This is a genomic window from Salinibacterium sp. VpJ6, from assembly GCF_059767345.1.
In genome coordinates this window covers 255,224-272,184 of record NZ_JBSOQL010000001.1, presented here as the reverse complement: position 1 = coordinate 272,184, position 16,961 = coordinate 255,224, and the positions used below count along the sequence as shown (strand labels likewise).

The window sequence follows — 16,961 nt, the reverse complement described above, 5'->3', positions numbered from 1 at the left end:
TATGAGACGCGCTAAAATCGTCGCGACACTCGGCCCGGCTACGTCGAGCTACGAGAACATCAGGGCAATCATCGATGCAGGTGTCGATGTTGCCCGTATGAACCTCAGCCATGGAAGCTACGCCGTCCACGAAGAGGTGTACGCGAACGTTCGTCGCGCCGCTCAGGATGCCGGCAAACCGGTAGCGGTGATGGTTGACCTTCAGGGCCCCAAGATTCGTCTCGGCAAGTTCGAAGACGGCCCGTACGACCTCGCGGTTGGCGACATCTTCAAGATCACTATCGAAGACATCGTGGGTAACCGTGAAATCTGCGGCACGACGTTCAAAGGACTGCCCCAAGACGTCGCCCCCGGCGACTTCCTACTGATCGATGACGGCAAGGTCAAGGTCAAGGTTGTTTCGGCGACTGACACCGTCGTTACGACTGAGGTCGTGGTTGCTGGCGCCGTATCGAACAACAAGGGAATCAACCTTCCCGGTGTGGCCGTCAACGTTCCTGCTTTGTCTGAAAAGGACGAAGACGACCTTCGTTGGGGTCTCAAGCTCGGTGCTGACCTCATCGCACTCTCGTTCGTGCGCAACGCGGAAGACATCGTCCGCGTCCACGAGATCATGGATGAAGAAGGCCGCCGCGTTCCCGTCATCGCCAAGATCGAAAAGCCGCAGGCTGTAGATCACCTCGAAGCCATTGTGGACGCATTTGACGCGATCATGGTTGCTCGCGGTGACCTTGGTGTTGAGCTCCCGCTCGAGGCAGTGCCGATCGTTCAGAAGCGCACCGTTGAGCTCGCTCGTCGCATGGCGAAACCCGTTATCGTCGCGACGCAGATGCTTGAGTCGATGATTTCGAGCCCCGTGCCAACTCGTGCCGAGACGTCTGACGTTGCTAACGCCATCCTCGATGGCGCTGACGCCGTCATGCTCAGCGGCGAGACCAGCGTGGGGGAGTACCCCGTCATCACCGTGCAGACCATGGCGAAGATTGTGGAGTCCACCGAAGAGCACGGCCTCGACCGCATCGCGGAGCTCGGCACTAAGCCGAAGACGCAGGGTGGTGCCATCACGTTGGCCGCTGCTGATGTCGCGTCGTTCGTCGAAGCGAAGTTCGTCTGTGTCTTCACCGAGTCAGGCGACTCGGCTCGTCGTATGTCGCGTTTGCGCTTCCGCATTCCGATGAAGGCGTTCACTCCGAGCCCGGAGATTCAGCGCCGCATGTCGCTGATCTGGGGTATCGAATCGTTCACTGTCGACCGTGTTACTCACACCGATGAGATGTACCGCCAGGTTGATGAGATTCTTCTCGGACAGGAACTCGCACAGGTCGGCGACAAGGTCGTCGTGATCTCGGGATCCCCTCCCGGAATCTCCGGTTCCACCAACGACCTGCGCGTGCACGTCATTGGCGATGCCGTCAACGCCAAGGCACCAGCTTGGGCCACAAAGTAGCGTCACGAGGCTTCTGAGGCCCCTCTGCGGCACGAACTTTCGACTTCGTGCCGCAGGGTTCGTTAACGAGAAAAAACCGGGAGCAGAACTGCTCCCGGTTTTCCCTTGTTCGTTGTGCCGAATGTGGGACTCGAACCCACACGTCCTTTCGAACAAAGCATTTTGAGTGCTCCGCGTCTACCATTCCGCCAATTCGGCTGACTACAACGCTGAATAGAATACCGTAGGCTTGGCTCTGTGACTGACCAAAACACCAATCAAACTGCTCCTCGCCGCGTTGTCGTTGCCGAAGATGAGTCGCTCATCCGCATGGACATTGTCGAAATCCTGCGGGATGCCGGCTACGAGGTCGTCGGTGAAGCCGGTGACGGCGAGACCGCTGTCGCCCTCGCTACCGAGCTGCGCCCCGATCTGGTCATCATGGATGTCAAGATGCCCCAGCTCGACGGAATCTCCGCAGCCGAGCGCCTGAGCGCCAACCACATTGCTCCCGTAGTGCTTCTCACGGCGTTCAGCCAGAAGGAGCTTGTGGAGCGTGCCTCTGAGGCCGGCGCTCTGGCTTACGTGGTCAAGCCCTTCACCCCCAACGACTTGCTGCCTGCGATCGAGATCGCTCTCAGCCGCTACACCCAGATCATTACGCTGGAAGCCGAGGTCAGCGACCTCGTTGAGCGCTTCGAAACGCGCAAGCTCGTCGACCGCGCCAAGGGCCTTCTCAACGAGAAGATGGGGCTCAGCGAGCCAGACGCGTTCCGTTGGATTCAGAAGGCTTCTATGGATCGCCGTCTCACCATGCACGATGTTTCGCAGGCGATCATCGATCAGTTGAGCGCCAAGAAGTAGACGCATCACCAAAAACCCGGTCCGCCTCGTGATTGCGAGGAGAACCGGGTTTTCGTGTTTCTCAAGCGTGCGACACGCCCCTGGTTACGTCGTGGGGCGATCTTTCAGGATGTTTGTAATCCGGATCGTGGAGAGGCGGCGCTCTTGCTCGTCGCGAACGACGATCTCGTGAGTCGCTAATGTGCGCCCCAGAGCAAGCGCGGTGCAGGTAGCGGTCACGACGCCGGAGCGCACCGATCGGCTATGAGTGGCGTTGATCTCGATCCCCATGGCAATGCGCCCCGGACCGGCGTGGATCGCGGATGAAATCGAGCCCAGGGACTCTCCGAGCACGACGTGTGCTCCGCCGTGAAGGATGCCGATTACTTGGGTATTGCCCTCTACTGGCATAGTCGCCACGGAGCGTTCAGCGCTGAGCTCGAGAAATTCGATGCCCATTTTTCGGGTGAGTGAGCCGCCACCCGACTCAACGAGGCGAGCAATTAGTTCGGGATCGAGGTCATCGGGGTATTTCACAGAGGGTGTCCTTCTTGTTGGGCCGTTTCCGCTGTCGGCAGCCCCGGCTAGGCTGGCTGCGTGTCGGATTCCCAAAAGCCTACTCTTATGATCATTGACGGCCACTCGCTGGCCTTCCGAGCCTTTTATGCGCTCCCCGTCGACAGTTTTCAGAACCGCGAGGGGCAACACACCAATGCCATCCACGGTTTCTTGTCGATGCTGATTTCTCTTCTTCAGAACGAGAAACCAACGCATCTAGCGGTCGCGTTCGATATCTCGAGGTACTCCTTCCGTACCCGTGAGTACCCCGAGTACAAAGGAACCCGCGGCGAGACGCCCGTCGAGTTCGTCGGTCAAATACCGCTTCTCGAGGAAGCGCTCAAGGCCATCGGCATTCAGACGCTCAGCAAAGAAGACTTCGAAGCCGACGACATCCTCGCCACTCTGGCCCACGAGGGCTCGGCGAACGGCTATCGCGTGCTCGTGGTTTCGGGCGACCGCGATGCGATCCAGATGGTCAACGACAACGTCACCTTGCTGTACCCGAACGCTCGCGGTGTTTCTGAGCTCAAGCGTTACGACCGCGATGCAGTGTTCGAGCGTTACGGCGTGGAACCCCATCAGTATCCGGATGTCGCAGCACTCGTCGGGGAGACCAGCGACAACCTCATCGGCGTCGACAAGGTGGGGGAGAAGACCGCGGTCAAATGGGTCAATCTGTACGGGTCCCTCGACGAGGTGCTGGCTCACGCTGAAGAGATCAAGGGCGTCGTCGGCCAAAATCTTCGCGATCAGATCGATCGACCTGCGCGTAATCGCAAGCTCAACCATTTGCTGACCGATGTCGACTTGCCGGTGAGCGTGGGAGACCTCGACCGCCGACCTATCGACGAGACGGCCGTCCGTGAGGTATTCGATCGTCTGCAGTTCAAGACGTTGCTGCAGCGAGTAATGAAGATCGCTGCCGCCGAACGCGGCGACGACGCGACTGCCGCGGCATCATCCGACGCCGTGGATGACTCGGCGGCGATTCCCGCCATCCGCACGATGGTCGACGAAGAGCTCGCTAAATGGATTTCTACCAACAGCAAAGACAACACGGCGCCGCTCGGGCTCACGGTCACGAGCGTGGACGGCGTTGTGACCGCGTTAGGGCTCGCGACAGCCACTGAGACAGCGTTCGTTCCTTGGGCTGCTGATCGCCCCGACTACGAGGCGCTCACGACTTGGCTCGCGAGTGATTCGCCCAAGTTCATGCACTCCGCCAAGACGCAGCTCAAGATAGCCGCAGACTCGGGTCTGAACATTGCCGGTGTCGCTTTCGACACGATGTTGGCAGCCTGGGTGCTCAAGCCGAGTGGTAAGCCCGAAGAGCTTGAGGCACAGGTTTACAACTACCTCGGTGAAACTATCGAGCAGGGCGATCCCAACCAGTTGGTCCCCGAAACCGAAGAACTGAGTCCTGCAACGAAGTCGTGGTACGTCGTGCGGCTAGCTGAGTACCTTGCGTCGCGCCTCGACGAGGGATCCCTTGCGGTTCTTACCGACATCGAAATGCCGCTTGTGCCCGTCTTCGCGCAGATGGAACGCACCGGAATCGCGGTCAACCGCCAGCTGCTCACTGATCTCAGCTCGTCGCTCAGTACGACTGCGGCTGACGTCGCCCGGAATGCGTTTGAAGTGATTGGGCGCGAGATCAACCTCGGTAGCCCGAAGCAGCTTCAAGACGTGCTGTTTACTCAGCTCGAAATGCCGAAAACTCGTGCCAATAAAACGGGGTTCTCGACGGATGCTGCCAGTCTCGCCGATCTCCAAGAACAAGCACCGCATCCCTTCCTCGACTTGCTGCTTCAGCATCGCGATGCGACCAAGCTGGTTCAGATCATCACCGGAATTGAGAAAGCGATCGATGACTCCGGTCGTGTTCACACGACCTATGAGCAGGCCGGATCCAGCACGGGACGCATTGCCTCGAACGATCCCAACCTGCAGAACGTGCCGGTCAAGACGGCCACAGGGCGACAGATTCGCGCGTCGTTCGAAGCGGGGGCGGGATTCGACACTCTCCTCACTGCGGACTACTCGCAGATCGAAATGCGCATCATGGCCCACCTCTCCGGCGATGAGGGCCTTATCCAAGCCTTCAACGAGGGCGAGGACCTCCACCGTTTCGTCGGCTCTCGCATCTTCGGCGTCGAGCCGGCAGACGTCACCGCCGAAATGCGCACCAAGGTCAAGGCGATGTCGTACGGGCTCGCCTACGGTTTGAGTGCGTTCGGCTTGAGCAAGCAGTTGCGTATCGAGACCAGTGAAGCCAAGGCGCTGATGACTGACTACTTTGCTCGCTTCGGCGCAGTGCGTGACTACCTGCGCAACGTCGTTGAGCAGGCTCGAGTCGATGGGTACACCACGACAATCTTCGGCCGCCGCCGTCCCTTCGGAGACCTCAACTCCAAGAATCGCGTTCTGCGGGATAACGCAGAACGTCAGGCCCTCAACTCGCCTATTCAAGGCTCGGCAGCCGACATCCTCAAGCGGGCAATGTTGCAGATCGATGCGGACATTCGCAGCGAAGGACTTCAGTCGCGCATTCTGCTTCAGGTGCACGACGAATTGGTCTTTGAAATCGCTGGGGGAGAACTCGAACGAATGACTACACTCGTTCATGAGCGAATGTCAGGGGCTGCGTCGTTGACGGTTCCGCTCGATGTACAAATCGGTACGGGCCATAACTGGGACGCTGCCGCGCACTAGTCGCGCTGGTGGCCGATCCCGTACGCCGTACCCGGTAAGCGGGAGCAACACGCGCGCACCCCACGAAGGAGCAGATGTGAGTAGCAGAACAGTCACTGTTGGTTCGAAAGTGGGGCTGCACGCCCGCCCCGCTTCGGTATTCGCGCAGGCGGTCGCTGAGTGTGGTGTTGTAGTGATGCTGACGGATGCCGCGGGCAAGACCGTGAACGCGGGCAGCATCCTCAGCGTGCTCTCGATGGGTATCGGCTACGGAGATTCGATCACTCTCAGTTCCGACGACGAGAACGCCGACCCCGCTTTGGATTCTCTCGCTCAGTTGCTCGCAAGCGAACTCGACAACTAACACGCCCACCCCGGCAACTTAAAGGAGCCCGACAACGATGTCAGAGACGAACACCTCATCCGCAGCAGCCGACCATGCACCTCGTGCGGCCACACCGATCGACGCGATCGCCGAGGCGTGGGTAGAAAAGCTGGTGGACCTGAATCCCGCTATTGGAACCTATATCGGTTCGCCGGGGGAGCACTCAGGCTATGCCGACTACTCGCCTGAAGGTCACGCGAATGTGGTCGCGGCTACCCGTGAAGTGCTGGCGAGGCTAGAAGCGGCACCGATCATCGATGACGTCGACGTCGTCACCAAGGCAGAGATGGTCTCGACGCTCAAGCTTGATCTCGATTCCGATGCCGCTCAGCTGTGGAAACGCGATCTCAACAACCTCGCTAGCCCTGCTCAAGATATTCGTGGCGTTCTTGACTTGATGCCCACCGCGACTGAAGCGGATTGGTCTGTCATCGCCGAGCGCCTCCACAACATCCCCGAGGCAATCAACGGCTACATCGCAACGCTTCGTCACGGAATCGAAGGTTCAGTCGTTCCTGCCCAGCGTCAAGTCGCTGAAGTGATAACTCAGGCGCGCCAAATCGCGGCTCCCGGCGGGTTCTTTGACTCGTTCATCGCCCAGGCCGCCGCGGTAGGTGGCAGCAGCACGCTCAACTCCGCATTGTCGGAGGGCGCAGCGGCTGCAGCATCCAGCTATCAGAAGCTCGAACACTTCTTGGCAGAGGAACTGGCGCCGAATGCAACAGCGCAGGATGCATTCGGTCGCGATTTGTACGCGCTGCAGTCGCAGTCGTTCCTCGGCGCGAAAATCGACCTGGACGAGACCTATGAATGGGGAATCGAAGAGCTTGCGCGCATGACGGCCGAGCAACAGGAGATCGCTCACGAGATCAAGCCGGGCGCTTCGATCGCTGAAGCGATCGAGCTTCTCGACGCTGATCCCTCCCGCACCCTCCATGGCACTGATGCTCTGCAGCAGTGGATGCAAAAGCTCAGCGATGAAGCGATCGAGGCGCTGGCGGGCACCCACTTCGACATTGCTGAACCGATGCGCGCTCTCGAGTGCATGATCGCCCCCACGCACGATGGAATCATCTACTACACCGGCCCCAGTGATGACTTCTCGCGCCCCGGCCGCATGTGGTGGTCGGTTCCCGAATCGGTGACGGAGTTCACGACTTGGCGCGAAGCAACGACCGTCTATCACGAGGGCGTTCCCGGCCACCACCTCCAGATTGCTCAGGCTGTCTACAACCGCGATCAGCTGAACACGTATCGGCGTCAACTGGCCGGCTCATCGGGTCACGCCGAAGGCTGGGCGCTCTACGCCGAGCGACTCATGAGTGATCTGGGCTTCCTTGACGACCCTGCGAATCGTCTTGGGATGCTCGACGGCCAGCGGATGCGGGCGGCTCGGGTAGTTCTTGACATCGGCGTGCACCTCGGCAAGCCCAAGCTCACGGGTTCTGGCGTCTGGGATTGGGACTATGCCCTTGATTTCATGACGAACAACGTGACTTTGGACCCCGCAAACGTGCGGTTCGAAGTGAACCGTTACTTCGGGTGGCCAGGGCAAGCCCCGTCCTACAAAGTTGGTCAGCGCATTTGGGAACAGTTGCGAGACGAGTGCCAAGCCAACGAGGGTGCGGACTTCGATCTCAAAGAGTTCCACCGGCGAGCTCTTAACGTCGGCGGCGTCGGTCTTGACACGCTCCGTGCAGCACTTTTGGCCCCATACTCGGTGTCGTAATCCCGCGGTCGTCAGTGGCGATGCTCGAGTATCGGTCCACTGTGGATGCGGGTGAAGCGACATCCGCGAAATACCGGCGCTTAACAGTTGGTTTTGTGGGCTTCGAAGGGCTAGGCTGGAGTGTCGCAATTGCGACTTCTTATTCGCCTGCCTTCGGCGATCCACAAGATTCATTTCGTCGTCGGCCCAATTATGCGCTTCTCGAAGCGTGACCCATACCGGAGCAACTACTACATGACAAACGCAACGACCGACAAGGCACCCAAGCAGGTCGCCATCAATGACATTGGATCTGCTGAAGATTTCCTCGCCGCGGTCGAAAAGACGCTGAAGTTCTTCAACGATGGTGACCTTATCGAAGGTACCGTCGTCAAGATCGACCGCGACGAGGTTCTCCTCGACGTCGGTTACAAGACTGAGGGTGTCATTCCCTCTCGTGAACTTTCCATCAAGCACGACGTTGACCCCACTGAGGTCGTCAACGTTGGTGACACCGTTGAGGCCCTCGTTCTCCAGAAGGAAGACAAAGAAGGCCGCCTCATCCTCTCCAAGAAGCGCGCACAGTACGAGCGTGCTTGGGGCGACGTCGAGAAGATCAAGGAATCGGATGGCGTTGTCACCGGTTCGGTCATCGAGGTCGTCAAGGGTGGACTCATCGTTGACATCGGACTTCGTGGATTCCTCCCGGCATCGCTCATCGAGCTGCGCCGTGTTCGTGACCTCACGCCGTACCTCGGCCAGGAGATCGAAGCCAAGATCCTCGAGCTCGACAAGAACCGCAACAACGTTGTTCTGTCGCGCCGTGCACTCCTTGAAGAGACGCAGTCGGCTAGCCGCACTTCGTTCCTCAACAACCTCGCCAAGGGCCAGGTTCGTAAGGGTGTCGTTTCCTCGATCGTCAACTTCGGTGCATTCGTTGACCTCGGCGGCGTAGACGGCCTCGTCCACGTTTCTGAGCTCTCGTGGAAGCACATCGAGCACGCTTCAGAAGTTGTTGAAGTTGGCCAGGAAGTTACGGTTGAAATCCTCGAGGTTGACCTCGAGCGCGAGCGCGTGTCGCTGTCGCTCAAGGCAACGCAGGAAGACCCGTGGCAGGTATTCGCCCGTACCCACGCAATCGGACAGGTTGCTCCCGGTAAGGTCACCAAGCTCGTTCCGTTCGGTGCGTTCGTTCGCGTCGCAGACGGCATCGAGGGCCTCGTGCACATCTCCGAGCTTTCGGGTAAGCACGTTGAACTCGCCGAGCAGGTTGTGTCGGTTGGCGACGAAGTATTCGTCAAGGTCATCGACATCGACCTCGAGCGTCGCCGCATCTCGTTGAGCCTCAAGCAGGCCAACGAGGGCGTTGACCCCGAGGGTACCGAGTTCGACCCGGCTCTCTACGGAATGCTCACGGAGTACGACGACCAGGGTAACTACAAGTACCCGGACGGCTTCGACCCCGAGACCAACGAGTGGAAAGACGGCTTCGAGTCACAGCGCGAAAAGTGGGAGCAGGATTACGCTGCTGCCCAGGGTCGCTGGGAACAGCACAAGAAGCAGGTTGCCGCCGCAGCGATTCAGGAAGAATCGATCAGCAGCGCGCCCGCCGGAGCATCCTCGTTCTCGAACGATGACGCTGCATCGAGTGCAGGCGCGGGAACGCTCGCAGACGACGAGACTCTCGCCGCTCTTCGCGAGAAGCTCTCAAGCAACAACTAGTAGTACCTAGCTGAACGTTGTGGCCAGTCTCCTTCGGGAGGCTGGCCACAGTCAGTTAAGGCGGCGTCTGTCTGAGCGCTAAGAAGTGCGAGCTTTGAGCCGACGAGCTCGTCTCACTCGCACGACAAGCAGAGCGATAAGCCCCACGAGCGCGATCGTGCCGATCACCGGGACGATCAACGCGAGCAGACTGAGCACTACGCTGCTGATGTCTTCTACAGTGCTCACGACCGGCGCTGCTACTCCGGCTGTTGCCGCATTGAGCACCGGGCGGGCCGCCATCTTCGTGGCATGGGTACCCAGCGCGAGTACTATTCCGATCACGACGGGCACCCAGGCGCTCGACGAGAAAAAGGATGCGGGGTCGGTGACGACCGCTGTTTCTGAGGCAGCCCCGGTCCCAAAAGCGATGCCGCCAGCTGCCGGTCGGACAATAGTTTGGATCCAGTCGTTGATTGAGTCGACCATAGGCACCTTGTCGGCGATGACCTCGACGACGAGAAGTACGCCGAGGATCGCAATCACCCAAGGATTCTCGAGCCAAACCCAGGCGCTGGGCAACTCGACGAAATCCAGTGTTCGGCCCGCGACCCCGAGCACGAGTAGGGGTATGTACGCGTTAAGACCGGCCGCCACAGCGAGTCCGCTACCGGTGAGAACTTCGAGCATCCGCAGATCCTTTCGACAGGCTGAGGCTAGCATTAGGGCATGCATTTGATAGCGCTCACTGGAGGCATTGCCTCGGGTAAATCGACCGTCGCGGCGCGTTGGGCGGAGCACGGAGCCGTCGTTGTCGATGCGGATGTGCTGGCACGAGAGGTCGTGGAGCCGGGGTCGCCAACGCTCGGTGCGATTGCGGAGCGTTTCGGCTCGCAGGTGTTGCGGAGCGACGGGGCGCTCGACCGTCAAGCACTTGGGGCACACATCTTTGGTGATGCGAAGGCGCGCGAAGCTCTGAACGCGATCACGCATCCCGCCATTAGCGCTCTTGCGCATCAACGCTTCGAGCAGGCCGCTGAGCAGAACCCTGACGTGTTCGTCATCTACGATGTGCCGCTGCTCGTGGAGTCCGGTCAGCCACTGGCGAAGTTTGAGGCGGTCGTAACGGTCGAGGCCGATGCGGAGCGTCGAGTGCAAAGGCTCATTACCCATCGGGGCATGGATCGCAGCGAGGCAGAGCGTCGCGTTGCATCGCAAGCAACTGGCGATCAGCGCCGTGCCATTGCCGACTTCGTCGTCGATTCCGGTGACGACCTGGAGAGCACCGTCGCCCGAGCGGATGACGTGTGGCACCAACTCCGCAACAAGCTGGTGCGTTCGCCCTAAGCGTTCGCTAGACGCTCGACTCTCAGGCTCGTTGTCAGTGCCCTTGTTTACACTTGAGGGATGCAACCAACTCGATCTGTGCGTCCTTTTGAGGTGATCAGCGAGTACTCGCCTTCGGGTGACCAACCTCAAGCGATCAAGGAATTGGCTCAGCGCATCAACGCGGGCGAAACAGACATCGTGCTGTTGGGTGCTACCGGTACGGGTAAATCCGCAACCACCGCGTGGCTAATCGAGCAGGTGCAGCGCCCCACGCTCATCATGTCGCACAACAAGACTCTCGCGGCTCAACTCGCTAACGAGTTCCGCGATTTGATGCCCAACAACGCTGTCGAGTATTTCGTGTCTTATTACGACTACTACCAGCCTGAGGCCTACATTCCTCAGACAGATACCTTCATCGAGAAAGACTCCTCAGTTAACGCCGAGGTTGAGCGTCTCCGTCACTCCACTACAAACTCGCTACTGAGCCGCCGCGACACCGTGGTGGTTTCGACGGTGTCAAGCATTTACGGGTTGGGCGCCGCAGAATCCTACTTGGAAGCGATGATTGCTCTGCAGGTAGGCATGCGCATCGATCGGGAAGCGCTCATTCGCAAGTTCGTCGGCATGCAGTACCAGCGCAACGACTACGACTTCTCCCGCGGTAATTTTCGAGTGCGTGGCGACACTATTGAGATCATCCCGGTGTACGAAGAGTTAGCTATTCGCATCGAGATGTTCGGCGATGAGATCGAAGCCCTCTACTCGCTGCACCCGCTCACCGGCGAAATCATGAAAAAGATGGACTCAGTTTCCGTCTTCCCCGGCACGCACTATTCGGCCAGCCCCGAAACGATCAAGACCGCTATCGTCTCGATCCAAGAGGAACTGGCCGATCGCCTCGCCGTCCTGGAACGTCAGGGAAAGCTTCTCGAAGCACAGCGTCTTCGCATGCGCACGACGTTCGACATCGAAATGATGGAACAGATCGGGTTCTGCAACGGAATCGAGAACTACTCGCTCCACATGGACGGCCGCCAACCGGGGGAGCCGCCGAGTTGTTTGCTCGATTATTTCCCCGATGACTTCCTCGTTGTGCTCGATGAGTCGCACGTCACGGTGCCTCAAATTGGTGCGATGTACGAGGGCGACGCCTCTCGCAAGCGCACTCTGGTCGAGCATGGCTTCCGCCTCCCCAGTGCGCTCGATAACCGACCGCTCAAGTGGGAAGAATTTCTCGACCGGGTGGGCCAGAAGGTTTATCTTTCGGCGACGCCCGGTAAGTACGAACTCGGAATCACTGACTCCATCGTTGAGCAGGTCATCCGCCCCACGGGTCTTATCGACCCTCAGATCGTCGTCAAGCCGTCGAAGGGGCAGATCGATGATCTGCTCGAACAAATCACGGCGAGGGTGGAGAAGAACGAACGCATCTTGGTGACTACGCTCACGAAGAAGATGGCAGAAGAGCTCACCGAATTCCTCTCAGAAAACGGCGTACGCGTGCGCTACCTGCATTCGGATGTCGATACGCTGCGCCGAGTTGAACTGCTCACAGAACTCCGCCAGGGCGTCTACGACGTGCTCGTCGGCATCAACCTGCTACGGGAGGGTCTCGACCTTCCTGAGGTGTCGCTCGTGGCGATTCTCGACGCCGATAAGGAAGGCTTCCTCCGCTCGTCGACCTCCCTCATCCAGACCATTGGTCGAGCCGCGCGTAACGTCTCGGGCGAAGTGCACATGTACGCTGACGTGGTGACGCGCTCGATGGCGTTCGCGATCGAAGAAACCGATCGGCGCCGAGAAAAGCAGATCGCCTACAACACCGAACACGGAATCGATCCTCAACCTCTTCGAAAGAAGATTGCTGACATCACTGACGCGCTGCTCCGCGAAGGTGCAGACACCGCTGAGCTGCTCGCCACGCGCAGCCGGGACGGAAAGAAGCGCGCTCCGACGCCGAATCTCAAGCGAGAGGGAATCGCGGCCGCGGGCGGGAACGATCTCGAGCAAATAGTTTCAGACCTCAACGAACAGATGCTGCAGGCAGCATCCGAATTGAAATTTGAACTCGCTGCTCGACTGCGCGATGAAGTTCAAGATCTCAAGAAAGAACTGCGGCAGATGGAGCAGGCAGGTCACTTGAAATAGCGGCCGGTGCGTGCCAGCGCCAAACGCGATCGCAGCGGTTGTAGGTGCCCTGACGCGAGGAGCGGCTGTGCTCCCTAGTTGCGCAGCGATTCATGGAGAGCGAGGAGAGTTCGCTCTGATTCGGCGGAGTCATAGGGGAGCGCTGTAGCACGCGCAGCATTTCGCCTATTCTCGACCGGCTCACCCTGAATGATGCGCAGTGCGTGTTCAATATGGGTCAGATCCGGCTCGACTGAGAGTCCGCCACCGTCGACGAACAGGAGGGATGGGCTGCAGGTGCTGGTTGCAACAACGGGCGTTCCTGAGGCGAGCGACTCCAACGCAACGGCGTGACCGTCATGGCTTCCGACTGTCACTAAGGTGATGTCAGCGGTGGCAAAAACTTCGGCACGTTCAGCGAGCTCAAGATCCCTTGCGCTCAGAAACTGTACGGGCAGCTCGATAGTGCTGCGCTCCAGACGCCCCAGAAGCGGTCCATCTCCCAGAATCACCAGATGAACATTCTCGCCGGCTGCAACGAGCCGCTTCACCACGTCGACGGCGAGGGCAGGTATACCGGCAGCGGTGAGGGGCGTTGCGCACAGAAGGACGATGTCCGCATCGCTGGAATCGCGAAGGGTGCTGTTGTGGCGAAGCGGCGAGAACACCTCTAGGTTTACGCCCGCCGGAGCGTGGATCAACTCATCGTCGCTAGCTGTTGCTGAGACAGCTGCTGCATTCGCTGCGCGAGCGCTGTCGCCCGCATCCTGTACGGAGTCGGGCGTGTTTTCTGGATGCACGAGCCCCTGAGCGATGGGAGCCACGCTGACTACCCGGCCGTAACCGACGAGGTCATGGATGCTCGGCGCAGCATTGTTGGATGGGTCGACAATGTAGATCGCGGGAATACGGTTCTGTTGCGCCCACGACCCGATTTCACGAGCGCTGAGGCGATCGGCGACCTCAATGTGATCGGGAACAAGCTTCTCGAGTGCATGGCGAATTGCTTTCGCTATCGGCACAAAGCCACGAGATAGCGAGCGTCCCCGAGCGGGAACGGTGATAACCGTGCCGTACTCAGCCCACGCTACAGATGCCTCTTTACCCGGAACAACGACCGTAAATTCGTGGCCTGCTGCTCGGTAAGCGAGTCCGCGAGAGCGAACCGCGCTCGACGGGCCGAGCGGGGGAGCAGTAAAGAAACTCGTGACGTGCGCAATGTGCATGGTGCCATTATCCCGGTTGCTTCTCGCGATACACGGCGAACGTACAGGCAATGTCAGTGGTCTCCGTAGAATAGGAAGAGTGACTACTGCACAGTCGATCCCCAATTCTCACCTCAGCGTCCGTGGCGCTCGGGTTCACAATCTCAAGAACGTCGACCTGGAGATTCCGCGCGATTCTCTCGTCGTCTTTACCGGCCTGTCTGGTTCGGGTAAGTCGAGTCTTGCGTTCGACACGATTTTCGCGGAGGGTCAACGACGCTATGTTGAGTCTCTCTCGGCCTACGCCCGCCAGTTCTTGGGACAGGTGGATCGACCCGACGTCGACTTCATCGAGGGCTTGAGCCCTGCGGTTTCGATCGATCAGAAGTCAACCAACCGCAACCCTCGCTCTACTGTCGGCACGATCACAGAGATTTACGACTACATGCGGCTTTTGTGGGCTCGCATCGGTGTCCCGCATTGCGCTGTTTGTGGCGAAAAGATCGAGCGCCAATCGGTGCAGCAGATCGCTGACCAGCTCATGAAGCTCGAGACAGGCAAGCGCTACCAGGTGGTGAGCCCCGTGGTCTCGCAGAAGAAGGGCGAATTCGTCGATCTCTTCGCAGAGCTCGCGTCGAGCGGTTACTCTCGCGCCATTGTTGACGGCGAAGTTGTGCAGCTCAGTGATCCGCCCAAGCTCAAGAAGCAGTTCAAACACGACATCTCCGTTGTCGTCGACCGTCTGGTCGCTGGCGACGATATCCTGACGCGTCTCACCGACTCCCTCGAAACTGCGCTTCGTCTCACCGATGGCACCGTTGCGATCAATTTTGTGGACGACGAGGGTGATGCCGCCTGGCGTTCGTTCTCCGAAAAACTGTCGTGCCCAAATAACCACCCCGTCCAACTCACCGAGATCGAGCCACGTACGTTCTCGTTCAATGCTCCTTTTGGCGCTTGCCCGGAGTGTTCAGGGCTCGGTACTCGCATGTCGATCGACGCTGAACTGCTCGTTGCTGACGACTCGGTGAGCCTTGCTGAAGGCGCGATTCTTCCGTGGGCTCAGGCGGGTAAGGGCCTCTATAACTACTTTAAGAAGCTACTCGGTGGCCTTTCTCGTGATCTCGATTTTTCGTTGAACACCCCGTGGGGCGAATTGCCCGAAGATGTGCGGGAGGCCGTGCTTCGCGGCAACGACTTCAAGGTCTCGGTCAAATGGAAGAACCGTTACGGCCGTGAGATGAAGTACTCAACCGGCTTCGAAGGTGTTATTCCGTACATTGAGCGTAAGTATCTCGAGGCCGAGACTGACGTGCAACGTCAGCGTTACGCCGCGTACCTTCGAGAGATTCCGTGCCCTGTCTGCGACGGAAAACGACTCAAGCCTGAGGTCTTAGCTGTCACGGTCGCTGATAACAGCATTTCGGATATCTGCGAGCTCAGCTTGATTGATGCCTACGGTTTCATGAAGGAACTGGAACTCTCCGATCGGGATGCTCGGATCGCCGCGCAGGTGCTGCGTGAAATTCGTTTGCGCCTCGAGTTCTTGGTTGAAGTAGGGCTGAGCTATCTCAATCTCGCGCGCGCAGCAGCCACGCTGAGCGGTGGAGAAGCGCAGCGTATCCGACTGGCAACCCAGATCGGTTCTGGCCTTACCGGAGTCCTCTACGTGCTCGATGAGCCCAGCATCGGCTTGCACCAACGTGACAACCGTCGACTGATCGAGACGCTCGTGAAGTTGAAAAACCTCGGCAACACGCTCATCGTGGTCGAGCACGACGAAGACACTATTCGAACAGCGGACTGGGTCGTTGACATTGGGCCGGGAGCCGGCGAGCACGGTGGAGAAGTCGTTCACTCCGGCTCCTACAAAGACCTTCTCAAGAACAAGAAGTCAATTACGGCTGATTACCTCTCGGGGCGAAAGGCTATCGAGACGCCGAAGAAGCGCCGCCCCGTCGACAAGAACCGTCAGATTGTGGTCGAAGGCGCCAAGGCCAACAACCTCAAGAACCTTACGGTCAAGTTCCCCTTGGGAACCTTCACGGCGGTGACGGGGGTGAGCGGGTCTGGCAAGTCCAGTCTCGTCAACGACATTTTGTACAAGGTGCTCGCCAACGAGCTCAACGGCGCACGCCAGATCCCGGGAAAGCACACACGCGTTACTGGCCTTGAGAACCTCGACAAGGTTGTGCACGTTGATCAAAACCCGATCGGCCGCACTCCACGATCGAACCCTGCCACCTACACAGGAGTCTTCGACAAGATTCGAACTCTCTTCTCGGAGACCGCGGACGCTAAGGCGCGCGGGTATCTTCCCGGTCGCTTCAGTTTCAATGTCAAGGGCGGCCGTTGCGAGAACTGCTCGGGTGACGGCACGATCAAGATTGAGATGAACTTCCTGCCCGACGTTTACGTCGCGTGTGAAGTGTGCGGGGGAGCCCGGTACAACCGCGACACGCTCGCCGTGAAGTACAAAGCGAAGAACATCGCCGAAGTACTCGATATGCCGATCAGCGAGGCTGCAGAGTTCTTCGAGGCGATCTCCAGCATCCACCGGTTCTTGAAGACGTTGGAAGATGTTGGACTCGGCTACGTGAGGCTCGGCCAGAGCGCGACCACCCTCTCGGGCGGTGAAGCTCAGCGCGTCAAGCTTGCGACTGAGCTGCAGAAGCGTTCCATGGGCCGCAGCATTTATGTTCTCGACGAGCCGACGACTGGTCTGCATTTCGAGGATGTACGTAAGCTACTCCTCGTCCTTAATGGACTCGTCGACAAGGGCAACACTGTCATCGTCATCGAGCACAACCTGGACGTCATCAAGTCGGCAGACTGGCTCATCGACCTCGGTCCTGAAGGTGGTTCTGGCGGCGGTGAGTTGCTGTCCACTGGCACACCAGAAAAGGTCGCCAAGGTCGCTGGCAGCCACACTGGTCAGTTCCTCGCTGAGGTGTTGAGCGGCAACCGTGTCTAGAACGCGAG

At 59.0% G+C, this 16,961-nt stretch carries 12 protein-coding genes and 1 tRNA gene; 9 read left to right on the top strand and 4 right to left on the bottom strand.

Annotation, left to right across the window (positions count from 1 at the left end):
- The first annotated feature begins 1 nt into the window (after nt 1).
- Nucleotides 2–1,447 carry a pyruvate kinase gene (gene pyk, locus ACWTV1_RS01350; RefSeq protein WP_498503816.1) on the top strand — a complete coding sequence of 482 codons (1,446 nt, stop codon included), beginning with the start codon at nt 2–4 and terminating at the stop codon, nt 1,445–1,447.
- Between the two features lie 115 nt (nt 1,448–1,562).
- Here the strand turns inward: pyk and ACWTV1_RS01345 are convergent.
- A tRNA-Leu gene (locus ACWTV1_RS01345) sits at nt 1,563–1,645 on the bottom strand.
- A 39-nt stretch (nt 1,646–1,684) separates the two neighbouring features.
- Here ACWTV1_RS01345 and ACWTV1_RS01340 point away from each other — a divergent pair.
- A complete protein-coding gene (locus ACWTV1_RS01340; RefSeq protein ID WP_100388959.1) occupies nt 1,685–2,290 on the top strand; it encodes an ANTAR domain-containing response regulator in 606 nt (201 codons plus the stop codon).
- A gap of 84 nt (nt 2,291–2,374) precedes the next feature.
- Here ACWTV1_RS01340 and ACWTV1_RS01335 read toward each other — a convergent pair whose 3' ends face one another.
- Nucleotides 2,375–2,806 carry a PaaI family thioesterase gene (locus tag ACWTV1_RS01335; RefSeq protein ID WP_498503815.1) on the bottom strand — a complete coding sequence of 144 codons (432 nt, stop codon included), beginning with the start codon at nt 2,804–2,806 and terminating at the stop codon, nt 2,375–2,377.
- An 87-nt stretch (nt 2,807–2,893) separates the two neighbouring features.
- Between ACWTV1_RS01335 and polA the strand changes: the two genes are divergently transcribed.
- The 4 genes from polA (at nt 2,894) to rpsA (ending at nt 9,336) form a co-directional block, all read left to right on the top strand.
- Nucleotides 2,894–5,542: a DNA polymerase I gene (gene polA, locus ACWTV1_RS01330; RefSeq protein WP_498503814.1), complete on the top strand. Its 2,649-nt coding sequence runs from the start codon at nt 2,894–2,896 to the stop codon at nt 5,540–5,542.
- A 76-nt stretch (nt 5,543–5,618) separates the two neighbouring features.
- On the top strand, nt 5,619–5,885 hold the full coding sequence (locus ACWTV1_RS01325) for an HPr family phosphocarrier protein (RefSeq protein WP_498503813.1): 267 nt from the start codon (nt 5,619–5,621) through the stop codon (nt 5,883–5,885).
- A 37-nt stretch (nt 5,886–5,922) separates the two neighbouring features.
- The gene (locus ACWTV1_RS01320) at nt 5,923–7,635 is read left to right on the top strand and encodes a DUF885 domain-containing protein (protein WP_498503812.1); all 1,713 of its coding nucleotides are present in this window, start codon (nt 5,923–5,925) and stop codon (nt 7,633–7,635) included.
- A gap of 234 nt (nt 7,636–7,869) precedes the next feature.
- Complete coding sequence (gene rpsA / locus ACWTV1_RS01315; protein ID WP_100389304.1) at nt 7,870–9,336, top strand: 30S ribosomal protein S1; 1,467 nt, start codon at nt 7,870–7,872, stop codon at nt 9,334–9,336.
- Nucleotides 9,337–9,414: 78 nt separating this feature from the next.
- Here rpsA and ACWTV1_RS01310 read toward each other — a convergent pair whose 3' ends face one another.
- On the bottom strand, nt 9,415–10,005 hold the full coding sequence (locus ACWTV1_RS01310) for a DUF4126 domain-containing protein (RefSeq protein WP_498503811.1): 591 nt from the start codon (nt 10,003–10,005) through the stop codon (nt 9,415–9,417).
- Between the two features lie 39 nt (nt 10,006–10,044).
- Here ACWTV1_RS01310 and coaE point away from each other — a divergent pair, with 39 nt between their 5' ends.
- Both coaE and uvrB read left to right on the top strand, forming a co-directional pair.
- Nucleotides 10,045–10,662 (top strand): dephospho-CoA kinase, encoded by a 618-nt coding sequence (coaE, locus tag ACWTV1_RS01305; RefSeq protein WP_498503810.1) that lies wholly within the window; start codon nt 10,045–10,047, stop codon nt 10,660–10,662.
- A gap of 60 nt (nt 10,663–10,722) precedes the next feature.
- Nucleotides 10,723–12,795: an excinuclease ABC subunit UvrB gene (uvrB, locus tag ACWTV1_RS01300; RefSeq protein ID WP_498503809.1), complete on the top strand. Its 2,073-nt coding sequence runs from the start codon at nt 10,723–10,725 to the stop codon at nt 12,793–12,795.
- A gap of 74 nt (nt 12,796–12,869) precedes the next feature.
- Here the strand turns inward: uvrB and ACWTV1_RS01295 are convergent, their stop codons facing one another.
- On the bottom strand, nt 12,870–14,000 hold the full coding sequence (locus tag ACWTV1_RS01295; protein WP_498503808.1) for a glycosyltransferase: 1,131 nt from the start codon (nt 13,998–14,000) through the stop codon (nt 12,870–12,872).
- A 79-nt stretch (nt 14,001–14,079) separates the two neighbouring features.
- On the opposite strand from ACWTV1_RS01295, the gene uvrA reads away from it, so the two are divergent.
- Entirely contained in the window at nt 14,080–16,953 is a 2,874-nt protein-coding gene (gene uvrA, locus ACWTV1_RS01290) for an excinuclease ABC subunit UvrA (RefSeq protein ID WP_498503807.1), read from the top strand.
- Nucleotides 16,954–16,961 lie beyond the last annotated feature (8 nt).

What these genes read in the sequence shown, in the direction of transcription:
- pyk (WP_498503816.1), top strand. Translation starts at nt 2, where the DNA reads ATGAGACGCGCTAAAATCGTCGCGACACTCGGCCCGGCTACGTCGAGC.
- polA (WP_498503814.1), top strand. Translation starts at nt 2,894, where the DNA reads ATGATCATTGACGGCCACTCGCTGGCCTTCCGAGCCTTTTATGCGCTC.
- ACWTV1_RS01320 (WP_498503812.1), top strand. Translation starts at nt 5,923, where the DNA reads ATGTCAGAGACGAACACCTCATCCGCAGCAGCCGACCATGCACCTCGT.
- rpsA (WP_100389304.1), top strand. Translation starts at nt 7,870, where the DNA reads ATGACAAACGCAACGACCGACAAGGCACCCAAGCAGGTCGCCATCAAT.
- ACWTV1_RS01310 (WP_498503811.1), bottom strand. Translation starts at nt 10,005, where the DNA reads ATGCTCGAAGTTCTCACCGGTAGCGGACTCGCTGTGGCGGCCGGTCTT.
- coaE (WP_498503810.1), top strand. Translation starts at nt 10,045, where the DNA reads ATGCATTTGATAGCGCTCACTGGAGGCATTGCCTCGGGTAAATCGACC.
- uvrB (WP_498503809.1), top strand. Translation starts at nt 10,723, where the DNA reads ATGCAACCAACTCGATCTGTGCGTCCTTTTGAGGTGATCAGCGAGTAC.
- ACWTV1_RS01295 (WP_498503808.1), bottom strand. Translation starts at nt 14,000, where the DNA reads ATGCACATTGCGCACGTCACGAGTTTCTTTACTGCTCCCCCGCTCGGC.